Raw genomic sequence first — 11,518 nt, forward strand, 5'->3', positions numbered from 1 at the left:
CCATAGAAAAGGAAGGGGATTCTCATGTTAAACAGGTTCTCAAGACCAAATAATACCTTAAATCTTTAACCTTCCTTTCATCTCTTTAAACCAAATATAGGCAACAGGACAAACATAGGATAACACCTGTTATAGGCTTTGTAGAACCCATTATACAAACCGAATCATGTGAAGCATACGGGAAATACGTGTTACCCAGTGCAAGGAGAACGGTTTAGGAGTAAAACCTTTTTCTACTTATGCGGTTAACCCGTTAGCAGTTAAACCCAGGCAGGTTTTCCAATCTACGAGGCGCCTGTTGTTGTTCTACCTAAAATAGATGATGCTTCTTCTTCAAACGACTTATCTGGAAGTCAATTATTATCGCCAAGAGCAGCTGCTAGAAACTAGTTGGAAAGGACCTTGCTCCAGTCAGGAATACCGGGATTGTCTGAACACTTATTCCAACATCCTTCAAAAATATAAGATAAAACGCTGGTTGGATGACCAAGCGCTGGCTGGCCAGGTGCGACAAGCAGACCAGTTCTGGACCGTTCAAGAATGGACCGCTAATTTTATTCCTTTGGCTAGTAAATTAAAGAAAGTTGCCCAGGTAAATGCTTTGGAGGGACATACATATAGTTTGTCTACCATCCTGCAGCAAGTAATTTATGCGGGCAAGTGTCCTTTCGCTTTCCGGGAGTTTGATAGCCACCCGGAAGCAAAGACTTGGTTATTGAGCTAGATACCTGTTTGTAAAATATAAGGCAGGGAATGTGCAGCATCATCATAAAAGATGCTACTGCGCTTTAGTGCATAAGCGATTTTATTAGGGTATACGTATTCAACTGAACTTATAACGATACTGGTTTTTTACTTTTCGCCACCACAGCAAAGCCCCAGTACAAGAAAGTAAGCCGGGTAATAAGCCGATGATTACGTATAATATTTTAATTGGCAGCCCCCCAAAGTTACCGACATGAAGCGGGAAAAAAGTAGCTTCTACCTTTTCCCAGATTCCTTTTTCTGCTAAACGCTCTGTGGATAGAACCTGTCCGCTAACGGGATCAATAGAAATGGAATTTCCTTGGTAGAAGAAAGCCGATTGGTGCTTAACCGTACCGCTCACCCGGAAGTTCTTGTCGGGTTGGGTAGGTAAATACACATTATTCGGAATTAAATCGGGCATGCTCTTTTTTGCCGTTAGCAACATTACATCAATAGATTGGGACGATAAAGTATTGGCCGGACTGGAAAGGGTTTGTTTCTGCCAATACGCTGGTTCCATGGCAAACTTGTTCATCCAGAACCCGGTAAAGAAGATGATTACATTAAAAAGCAAGGCCCAAACGCCTACAATGCGATGCAGGCCCGAGGAGATGGTCCGCCAATTATCCCATTTGATTTTAACTCCAAAGAGCAACACTTTCCAGACAAACTTGCGGTAAATAATCAAGCCCGTGACGATAGACAAGAGCATGGTAATGCCAAAAACAGTAGCCAGCAGTAAACCAGGAATGCCCAGCTGAAAACTCCAGTGAAATTGAAAGAGCCAGTGCATGATACCTGGATTCAAATCTTTTAAGTTTCCTTCCCGCAAGACCTTACCAGAATAAGGATTCAAGCTGATAAGCCCCAGGTCATAGGTGCTGAGCTTGCCATCATTCTGATAGAGGCGGAATTCATACGCTTGCTCCGCCTTTGCCTCCGGATTTAACCAGGCCATCCCAGCTAAATGGGGATGTTCGCGGCCGATTTTTCGGTAAAGCGTATCCAGGGGCAAGGGCGTACCTTCCGGCTGAACCCGTAGCAGGTCCGCATTGATGGTATGATCTATCTCTTCTAAAAAGACCAGCGCCGAGCCGCTCAGACCCAACAGCAGCAGAAAGATGCCGCTGACCAGGCCCAGCCAGCTATGCAGGGCAAACGCTAGTTTGCTGATGCGGTTTATTTTGCTCATCGGATTTGATAGCTTACCCCTACCCGATAATTGATAGGTTCGCCTAAGCCGCCGGCTACGGTGCTGGACCTGCTACCCGTGAAATAATGTTTATTTGTCAGGTTATAGGCATTAACCTGCAAGTTATAGCGCTTTCTTTGGTAATTGAGCGCGGCATCAAACACGGTGTATTCCGGGAATAGAAAGTTCTGGTTGCTAAGCAAACCGACTTGATTACTTACATAGCGTACGCCGGCAGCTACCCCTAATCCTTTCGCCGCCGTAGCGGTCAGGTTGTATTTGAGCCAAAGGTTGGCCATGTGTTTAGGGGCATTGGCAAAGCGGTCGCCTTTTTTGCCGTAGCTACTCGTACTCAATAAGACGTGTTCATTGTAGGCATAGCCCGTGATTATACTAAAGTTTTGTAGGGTACCCACCAGGGAAAATTCACCTCCCCGGCTCCGGGTACCATCAATGGCTGCTTGTCGGTGAGAGTTTTCTTCCGTCGGGGCCGCCGTGAGGATGTTGGCATAATCTATCTGGTAGAGGGAAACGGTAGCAGACAATTGTTCCTTAAAGAAATCTGCTTTAGAGCCCAACTCATACTGGGTCGCTTTCCGGGTAGGGAAGGGACCGCCGGAAAGCACGTTGTTGGAGGTTTGGGGGTTAAAAGATTTTAAGTAGGTGCCGTAGATGGAAACATTTTCAATAGGCAGATAGACCAGTCCAACCCGGGGGATTAAGCCGGAAGCTTGCAGCTGGTCTCCTTGTTTGTTGTCCCGCGCCGAAAGCGGCGTTTCCTGGCCATTATAGTTGTCATATCTTAAAGAAAGCAGAACTTTAAGCCGCTGCCCCAGACTGACCTGGTCCTGAAGGTAGGCTCCTACTAAATTAGTGATACGCTTGTTGTCATCAGACTCTTCCGCTGCCACATCAGCGGCCGGAACATCATGGCTGTAATCCGGATTAAAGATGGAGATCCGGGAAGAGGGTTTGTACTGATAATCATTTTGGGTCCAGCCATAGCGGTTGTAGTCCGAACCAACGATGAGCTGGTGATTCAAAGGGCCAGTCTTGGTACCATAGCTCGCATAAGCAGTGGTTTGCAAACTAAAGCGGTCCGTTTCCCAGTCCTGGTATCCCCGGCTAATAGAATCATTGCGAATCCTTCCTACCGGTATATGGTCGGTATAGTCCAGCACATTTCTCACGGCCCGTTGAACAACCGTCAATTTTAGTTTTTCATTAAAGCGATGATTAAAGGTAAGGGTGGCCGAGGTATTATTTGTCTTGCCGTAATCAGTCGGACTTTGAATAGTTAGATTGTTAGGATAGTAGTTAAAATCGAAGGTACCATCCGGCCGGGTGCGGATGAAGGTTCCATTGTCATATTGATGAACCGCTTGCTGGTGGGCATAGTTAAGCTCCAGGTTAAGGTTTGTATTATCGGAGAAAAGATAGGTGAAGGAAGGGGCCAGGAAAAGGTTTTCTTTATGCTGGTCGTTGCGGAAACTTTCCGATTGGTCATAGCCAATGATGGCCCGGTAAAGCAGCTTTTTGTTTTTCGATAAGGGACCGGTAAGGTCTGCTGCGACCCTGCGGAATTTCCAGCTCCCTAGGGACAAATCCACGCTGTACCTACTTTCAGCCAGTGGTTTCTTGGTGATAAAATTGATTACCCCTCCCGGTGCTCCTTCACTAAACAGGGCTCCGGAGGGTCCGCGCAGCAACTCTACTGCTTCTACATTATACAACAGGGGTTGCTGGCTCCAGAGGAATAAGTTTCCGCGAATGCCGTTGTAAAGCAAAAAGCTGGCATCATTCGGGGAATAGGCTGTAAATCCGCGCATATTAAACGAACCGTTGCCGTTGTTGGCCTTCAGGCCGGTGAAAGTAGAGGCAATCTCATTAAGCGTAAAGGCTTGTCGGTCCCGCAACACGGCTGATGAAACAACCTGGACGGATTGCGGCGTAGTTAATAGCGGGATGTCCATTCTAGTAGATGAATTGGATTGCTGCACCTGATAACGGTTTCTGGTTGAGATGACGGTGACTTCTTTTAATTCTTCTTTACTTTCTGATAGCTTTAAATCGAGAAAAGCATTTTCCCCGGGGGTAATGTTAAGGGTTTGTTTGAGCGTCGTATAACCTACATTGGATACCACTAATCCATACCTTCCCGCCGGAATAGCAGTAAAACTGAAATTGCCAGCGGCATCTGTTTTGGTACCCATACCGGTATTCTGTAATAAAACGTTAGCATCCGCGACCGCTTCATTTTTCAAGTTCAGGACACGCCCTTTTAAAGTGCCGGTGTCTCGTTGCGCAAAGGCTCTGGTGCTGGCACACAACAATAGCAATAGAATATAAATATTTATTTTCATCTGAAAGTATTTGATGGACGAAGCTATCCCGCCGTTTGGCATTTTGACTACGGTTAAGGGCGTTGCCCTTATTGAATAATATATTATTTATGAAGATTGGTTAATCGAATGTACCTTACTATCCCTCGGTTGCTGCCTGGAAGTGTAGCTGGCGAAGGCATTAGTTATCAATACGGTCCACCTGGAACATGCCCGTAGCATAATTATCGGCTACTTTAACCGAATTAGCGCCGCCCATGGTAGAACTTAACTCAGAAAACTTAATCGTATGAGCCCCCTGGAACATACTTAGAATATTGGTCTTCAGGTGAAGCTGTGGGGCTTTGCCGGCGGCTACCCGCAACTTTTGGCCGTTCAGCGCCGGGGAAACGGTGCGGATGGTGTTATTAGGTTTGGCATAGCCGCCTATATGGAACACCAGACCGCCATTCTGGGATTGCGGCGAAGTACCCTCCAGTTTTACAAACACGTAACCGCTGTTCCAGGTCCAGAACATCCCGTTAACCGGGTCTAAAGCCCCGGTTTGCGCCCCCGAAATATTACGCGTGCTGTCTACCCCAATGGTAAAAGTAAGGCTGCTATACTCACCGGCTGGAACATCCGAAATAGTTATGAGTTTAGAGGCCGGCTTACTTTCATCAATCAAATAATAACTCTCGGCTTGTTTGTACTCCGTACCGTCGGCTTTTTTCAAGACCACATTGCTGATGTAGTACTTAAAAGTCGATACTTTGAATTTGTCCCCGTTGGCATTGGTATACTCCTGGTCTTCCAGGGAAAGGGCATTTTGGCCTACTACATGTTTAAATGCTAGCTTGACTTCTCCGGGTAAGCTGGGTTCGGCGTCTTCTTTACAAGAGCTAGTTAGGAGCGGAAGAAAAGCGATAATAAAGAGGGCAGTATAGGTAGATAATAAATTTTTCATGCTAAAGATTACCGTTTAATGAATAGAAAAACACAGGTAAGCACAGTAGCTTCTTAAGACTGGCTCAAGAATGCACAAACCATTAAGGCAAGTATAAGTTGCCTGATTGCTTAAATATTAAACCGTAACCTGAGGCGGGTGAAAGGAATCTAGAAGGCGCGTAAATTGGTATAAGCTAAGCGTAGCAATTAAATAATTGACCGGGCTAAAATAAGTAACTGGCGCTATCCGGAAAAAAGGCTGGTAAAAAAGGGTAATATTAATTTCTTGGGTGGGATTAGTGGAATGCTTCTCCGCTTCTTCGGCTTCTTTGAGGTTCTTTTTTAAGAAGCAATGGCCGTTACAATGCAGCTCCGGCTTATTTTTGTTAATACACAGGAACTCCGTGATAAACGCTTTATTGGCTTGGTAGTCTATTACCAACAACAGCTTGCTGAATGCTTGTGTCAACATTACCCCCAGCAGCAATATGGTAATTAGATTTTTCAATACGACAAAAGTATCAGCATAAGCATTAACATCATAGATAATTCAGAAAAATTATAATTATTTAACCAACTTCTCTGAAAATCGCTTATCCTGGATAAAAAATTCATCAGTGAGCGTATGCAAAAACTTAATGATTTTAGCTTTTTCCTCCGCCGTTAAAGCCAAAGTTTTGCCCCGGGTCTGATTAGAAGCTTCCATGATAAGCGGGTCTAAATTGGGGCTATTGGCCTGAATGTGTTCATTATAATGGTCCAGCACTTCTTCTAAGGTTTTAAAGCGGCCATCATGCATGTAGGGTGCTGTTAAGGCAATATTGCGTATAGAAGGTGCTTTAAATTTCCCGTTGTCGGTACTTCTACCCGTAACAGCTCCCCGGCCATTATCCGCAAAAGTTAAATCTAAACCATTGTTATGAAACTGTTGCAAGGAGGTTAAGTCGCTGCCATGGCAATCGCCACAATTGCCGCCCCGAATGTTCTGCGCTGGGTCCGGGTGCGTCATAAATAACATAAATCCTTCTATCTCCTCTGGAGGCAAAGTCTTAAAGCCATCCCGGTATTGGTCAAAGGGAGAATTTGCCGAAATGAGGATGCGTTGGAATTGACTTAAAGCTTTGAATAATAAATCAGCGGTGATGGTGGAGGTGCCGAAAGCCTTTTGAAATAAGGGCGGATAAGCTGGTGTGCTTTGTAATTCCCGCACGGCTTCCTCAATATTCTGGTTCATTTCCAGCGGGTTTTCCAGGGGAAAACGGGCTTGTTCTTCCAAGGTAGCGGCCGCTCCATCCCAATTAAAGGAGGTGTTATAGGCCACATTGGCCAAGGCCATGGTACTGCGTTTGGCTATTTTACCCCCAACGCCCACCCCAAATGCTTTGCCGTCGGTAAAAGCCAGTTTTTGCTGGTGGCAACTGCCGCAGGACAAAGTATTATCCCCAGATAATTTTTTCTCATAAAAGAGCACGCGTCCTAAGTCTACACCCGCCTGGGTTAATGGATTATTGGCCGGTATGGTAGGGCTACCAAAACGCTTGGGAAAAGTTAAGTCATAGATAACTGCTTCTTCCGGCTCTTCGGGTTCTGGCGCAGAAAGGCTTTCTTCCTTTTGGCATGACCAAAAGGAAAAAACAGAAAGTAAAGCAGTAAGTAATGTAAGACGAGTACTCATTCCAATTAAAATAACTTAAATTTCAAATTTTTATTATTTATTGGGAATAGCAAAGTTTAGCGCCATAGAAAAGTATGGAATATTGCGGATGAACCTGCCTTATTTAACATAGCAGTACTTATGTGCCAAGGTATGTTTGGTTAAATGTTTTGACCCGTTAAGCTTACTAGAAATAGGCTATTGATTTCTCCTGTACCGTTTCCTCAAACATCACGCGGTTACCCGCATCCTGGGAAATGATGCGGGCTACTTTCTTTAAGCAGGAAGCGGCCACGGCGGGGGCCAATTGCTCAATAACTTTTCTTTGCTCCTGGAACGACAAGCCACCCAGTCGGTTAGAATCCATAAACCAGTATTCTACGGCATGTTGTTGCAGATATTGAACAAAGAGGTCAGCTGCTTGTTCATACTCCTTGACCGAAGGAGAAGTAAGCCATTCAGTATACATCAGTTTCACATCCGTATCTACCCACAGCTGTAGGTAGGAATTGGTTAGTTCATGAATATGGTCCGGTAAGGCAGCAGGCTCCATAAATGCAGCATATAAAAGATTTATCCTTATATTGTTTACCTAATTTAATAATTATTCAATATTTGTTTGTACAAAATATATCTTTTATTCTTGAGAATTTTAACTATCAAAAGGAGAAGCAGGCTTACACGTTGCTAAATCTGCATTCCATTACTAGACTTATTAGCTAAGGAAACTTGATTGTATTTAGCTTTTGCCAAGCAAGAAATTGCGGCCTTTAAAGAAGTGTTCTCTTTGGGGAACATCGGTTTAGCAGCAGTAGCTCACTATTATGGACAATAGTAAGAGCATAAAGGTTAACTCAAGCTATGGCTTTACCCCAAATCTAAGGCCAGGTTGAACATACACCATCCTTACTACTCCCCATTTTTCTTTTTTCGCTTACGCCAGTAGTCTTCCATTGTCCAGGCAGCCATGGTAGCTACTAGTAGGACTATCATTAGATAATTCATCTGTATACCTTTAGGAGATGATTTTAAGGCCAGGCAAAAACTTACAGAAGATTTATCGGTAAAGAGTTTAAGCCTTATCCAGGCTAATAAAAAGGGCACCCAAGGCGCCCTGTATTTTAGCTGGTTAATAATTAATATCATGGGAGAACTTCAAAACGCTCCCTCTTAATTTTCCTATTAATAGGTAAATAATAAAATACGGTAGACCATAAAAGAGGTAGCCATAAGCTACCTCTTTAAATTTTGGTCAAATCTTTTTAGATGGTTAAAAAGATGCTAACTCTCACAAACAAAATACTGTGTAATTAAGCGATTTTAGTTGATTAAACCAAGAAAAATGTAATATAATCTAAAAATAATTACTAATTAGCTACCCACCTCCATTGGCGAATAATCCTGCTCCGCACAAAAGAAATCAGATGCTCCTAATGATATATTATTAGTTAAAATATTTCAGTCTTAATTCGGCAAGCTTTATTATTCTCACTCCTGGAATTCAGCAAATCAGATAAAGCGCTTAACTGCTAGTACAGCAATACTTACGTTAAGGAGGATGTCTTTCAGGGGAAGTTGCTGCATAAATTAAAGCTGGTCGGAGGGGCTACACAAGATGAACGTCCTGTTTTTCAGCCGGAAGTCTTCTTTTGGGTAGAATGAAGATAAGAAAAAACCTATATTATTAATTGCTTTTTATGACAGTACTTAGCGCCAGCGCTGGTAATTTAGCCTAACGGCTATGGGCAAGTCATCTTACCAATTTGCAGCCCCTGGCAAAAAAGTTTAAAAAAGTAAAAGGTATGTTCCTGCTACCATAAATAGGTAAACCAGCAACAGTATAAAGATAAAGGCAAATTGCTTTATTCTGCGGAGTGCTACTTTAATGAACATTGAGTTTGCTGGAATAAGGTGATGTTGAATGGAAATATAATTTACTCTTTTAATTCTTCTTTTAACTGGGTTAGTTAAAGCCAATAATGTTAGGGGGTGTAACTTCAGCATAAATAAGTTGTATTTAATGTTTTTTACTTCTGAATATGCTATTACTGTGCCAATACATTATTTTAAGGCTATTATAATAATCAAGAGATCAATTAGTATAATTAACTTCTTAGATTTTCCAGAAAATGGAAGGTTAGTTTGAATTTTAGAAATAAAACTGGATTCATGAATAAAAAAATTACTCAGATACTCCGTAAAAGGAACAAAGAAATCCGAAAACCTTAGTTAACGAACCCTTTTCACCTAGTCTTTTAAAAATAAAAGTTACTTTGATTTAGTTATAACCTTATTCAGAGAAATAGAGCTTTTGAGTGCCCATCCTGTTCATTTAAACTTATTCTAAATTAACTACTTTTTAGTAATATAATTAAAATAATTATTAAATTATCAGGATAAACGCTTAGTTTACCAAAATGGAAATGAACTCATCAAACCACTCCTGGAACATCCAGCAATACGCCGGTTTTTGCCTGACAACTTTATTACTCTGTTTTATCCTTACTTCTGCTCGTTTTGCCAGAACCAATTTCAGCGGGGAATGGACTCTAAAAAAAGAAAAAAGCAAATTAGTACCTGCGCCAGGGCAGATGCGAATGGTTTTTGACCAATTAAAGGTTACGCAAAATGGCAATGAAATAATTATTTCCCGCACCAGCCAAGCGCCGGATGGCCAGGCATTAACCATGGACGAAAAGATTACCCTAGATGGAAAAGAGTCAGTTAATAATTTTTTCGATGGTGCGGTCACCAAGAAATCAATCACCAAATGGTCTGCCAATGAAAAAGAGTTGAATATTTCCTCCACATCTACTTTTACCAGGGGCGGCAAAGCAGAAACCATTAAATCTACGGAGGTCTGGGAAAATGCCACAGGCACGGGTGAACTTACTATTAAGTATACAGCTTCCACGCCAAAGGGCGAAGTAAAAGATATTTATATTTATATTAAAAAGTAAAGGTTCTTACGCTTTATGATAGTACAGTAAACCTTGGTTAGCTGGATAAATTGGTAAATCTCTAACAGCTCTTACATGGCTGTTAATGGTACGTAATCCTATTGGTACAAAAACAATTTTCACGTAAATACAGGAAGGTTATTTGAATACAAGCCAAAAACACTTTATTAAGCGTTTATATTTTACTAAAAATATTATATAAATCTTTTTTTACATTATTTTAATATTTATCTTAAGGAAAGGAAATAATAGCAAGTTTAAATTGGAATAAACTTGTTTTTTGAAGCAATTCTAAAAGGAGAGTTTACAATATTTTTAAACAATAAATAATTGTAATTACCTGGAAACGTGCCAAAATAGGTATAGAAAGGGAGCTGACGTGTATGGTCTAGAAATACAATCCTAATTTTATTTAAGATAAGCTACGCTGTGAGTATACTGATTTGATTCAATCAGGACTGTTATTGCCATGTCCTATCCTGAAAATAGTCCGTTACTATGTACCATTTTTAATTATCTCAGTATTCATCCTGAAAAAACGGTGGTAGCATTACCTGTGCCTAATAGTTCAGCCTTTTGAAATCTGCTACCCCACGACAAATTGCTCGGCTAGAATTTCGCATTAAGTTATCTCATACATGATTAAATTTTAATTATATTAATCAACTTCTTTATGTTTAAAATCTACAATCTGGGAAGGCTAAAAGGGTGCTTGCCTTTAATTTACAGTCGTATATATTCTAAAAATCAAGACAACTTAAGTATTTATCATTTTCTAAATAGATTAAGTAACAAGGATTGGATTGCCAAGTCAACCCCTTTGCCAAAAGGTTTTATAATGTTGTTAATGTTATTTGCCTTGGCTAGCAGCCAGCAATTGTTGGCTCAAACGCTTCCTCCTGGATTTAGCAACACAGAGGTATCCGGTCAGTGGAATGAAGCGGTTGGCCTTGCCTTTAATAAAATAGGTAACCAAATGTTTGTTTGGGAAAGAACAGGCCGCGTTTTTATAGTAGAAAACAACCAAAGACAAGTTCTGCTGGATATTAGAGATGAGGTTGCCGGCTATTGGGATATGGGTTTACTGGGCTTTGCCTTACATCCAAACTTTGATACCAACGGGTATTTTTATCTTCTATATAATGTGGACCGACATCATTTGCTGCACCATGGCTCCAGTACTTATAACCCTAGTACAAATGAGTATTATAATGCCTCTATTGGCCGGCTTACCCGTTATACAGCAACCAAGACTTCAACTGGTTACACGGTAAACCTGGCCAGCCGGAAGGTATTGATTGGTGCCACCAAAACCACCGGTATTCCTACCACCCACATTAGCCATGGGGTAGGCAGCCTGGTGTTTGGCACCGACGGCACTTTGCTGGTTTCTACCGGTGATGGGGCGGGTGCCAATCCCGATGCGATAGATACAGGAAGTGCTTCCGAAACTTATTACCAACAGGCCTTAAACGACGGAATTATAAGGGAACAGGAAAATGTAGGTGCTTTTCGGTCGCAAATCCTCGAAAGTTATAACGGCAAAATCCTCCGGATAGACCCCGAAACCGGAAACGGCATCGCCAGTAATCCTTTTTATGAAACCACCAACCCAGGTTCCATTCGGTCTAAAGTTTGGGCTTTAGGTTTACGCAATCCTTTTCGCATGTCGCTTAAGCCAAATTCCGGTAGTTTT

Annotated in this window: 9 protein-coding genes; 3 read left to right on the top strand and 6 right to left on the bottom strand. The window is 42.0% G+C overall.

Features of this window, described 5'->3' with window-relative positions:
* The first annotated feature begins 319 nt into the window (after nucleotides 1-319).
* Nucleotides 320-724: a hypothetical protein gene (locus tag F0145_RS25840; protein WP_150093562.1), complete on the top strand. Its 405-nt coding sequence runs from the start codon at nucleotides 320-322 to the stop codon at nucleotides 722-724.
* 99 nt (nucleotides 725-823) lie between these two features.
* Here the strand turns inward: F0145_RS25840 and F0145_RS25845 are convergent, their stop codons facing one another.
* From F0145_RS25845 to F0145_RS25870, 6 genes are all read right to left on the bottom strand, one after another.
* On the bottom strand, nucleotides 824-1,939 hold the full coding sequence (locus tag F0145_RS25845) for a PepSY-associated TM helix domain-containing protein (protein WP_150093564.1): 1,116 nt from the start codon (nucleotides 1,937-1,939) through the stop codon (nucleotides 824-826).
* Nucleotides 1,936-4,344, bottom strand: coding sequence for a TonB-dependent receptor (locus F0145_RS25850; RefSeq protein ID WP_317133206.1), 2,409 nt, complete (start codon nucleotides 4,342-4,344; stop codon nucleotides 1,936-1,938). The genes F0145_RS25845 and F0145_RS25850 overlap by 4 nt, the downstream gene beginning before the upstream one ends.
* Before the next feature lie 118 nt (nucleotides 4,345-4,462).
* A complete protein-coding gene (locus F0145_RS25855; protein WP_150093568.1) occupies nucleotides 4,463-5,227 on the bottom strand; it encodes an MbnP family protein in 765 nt (254 codons plus the stop codon).
* A gap of 117 nt (nucleotides 5,228-5,344) precedes the next feature.
* The gene (locus F0145_RS25860; protein WP_150093570.1) at nucleotides 5,345-5,680 is read right to left on the bottom strand and encodes a hypothetical protein; all 336 of its coding nucleotides are present in this window, start codon (nucleotides 5,678-5,680) and stop codon (nucleotides 5,345-5,347) included.
* 93 nt (nucleotides 5,681-5,773) lie between these two features.
* The gene (locus F0145_RS25865) at nucleotides 5,774-6,883 is read right to left on the bottom strand and encodes a cytochrome-c peroxidase (protein WP_150093572.1); all 1,110 of its coding nucleotides are present in this window, start codon (nucleotides 6,881-6,883) and stop codon (nucleotides 5,774-5,776) included.
* Nucleotides 6,884-7,049: 166 nt separating this feature from the next.
* Nucleotides 7,050-7,229 (bottom strand): hypothetical protein, encoded by a 180-nt coding sequence (locus F0145_RS25870; RefSeq protein WP_150093574.1) that lies wholly within the window; start codon nucleotides 7,227-7,229, stop codon nucleotides 7,050-7,052.
* A 2,050-nt stretch (nucleotides 7,230-9,279) separates the two neighbouring features.
* Here F0145_RS25870 and F0145_RS25875 point away from each other — a divergent pair.
* Both F0145_RS25875 and F0145_RS25880 read left to right on the top strand, forming a co-directional pair.
* Complete coding sequence (locus F0145_RS25875; protein WP_223816245.1) at nucleotides 9,280-9,822, top strand: hypothetical protein; 543 nt, start codon at nucleotides 9,280-9,282, stop codon at nucleotides 9,820-9,822.
* Nucleotides 9,823-10,660: 838 nt separating this feature from the next.
* Nucleotides 10,661-11,518 (top strand): PQQ-dependent sugar dehydrogenase (locus F0145_RS25880; protein ID WP_190277652.1); only part of this gene is annotated, 858 nt, incomplete at its 3' end.

The sequence above is a fragment of the Adhaeribacter rhizoryzae genome (genome assembly GCF_008629685.1).
GTDB lineage: Bacteria > Bacteroidota > Bacteroidia > Cytophagales > Hymenobacteraceae > Adhaeribacter > Adhaeribacter rhizoryzae.

What these genes read in the sequence shown, in the direction of transcription:
- F0145_RS25840 (WP_150093562.1), top strand. Translation starts at nt 320, where the DNA reads ATGATGCTTCTTCTTCAAACGACTTATCTGGAAGTCAATTATTATCGC.
- F0145_RS25845 (WP_150093564.1), bottom strand. Translation starts at nt 1,939, where the DNA reads ATGAGCAAAATAAACCGCATCAGCAAACTAGCGTTTGCCCTGCATAGC.
- F0145_RS25850 (WP_317133206.1), bottom strand. Translation starts at nt 4,344, where the DNA reads ATGCCAAACGGCGGGATAGCTTCGTCCATCAAATACTTTCAGATGAAA.
- F0145_RS25855 (WP_150093568.1), bottom strand. Translation starts at nt 5,227, where the DNA reads ATGAAAAATTTATTATCTACCTATACTGCCCTCTTTATTATCGCTTTT.
- F0145_RS25860 (WP_150093570.1), bottom strand. Translation starts at nt 5,680, where the DNA reads ATGTTGACACAAGCATTCAGCAAGCTGTTGTTGGTAATAGACTACCAA.
- F0145_RS25865 (WP_150093572.1), bottom strand. Translation starts at nt 6,883, where the DNA reads ATGAGTACTCGTCTTACATTACTTACTGCTTTACTTTCTGTTTTTTCC.
- F0145_RS25870 (WP_150093574.1), bottom strand. Translation starts at nt 7,229, where the DNA reads ATGGATTCTAACCGACTGGGTGGCTTGTCGTTCCAGGAGCAAAGAAAA.
- F0145_RS25875 (WP_223816245.1), top strand. Translation starts at nt 9,280, where the DNA reads ATGGAAATGAACTCATCAAACCACTCCTGGAACATCCAGCAATACGCC.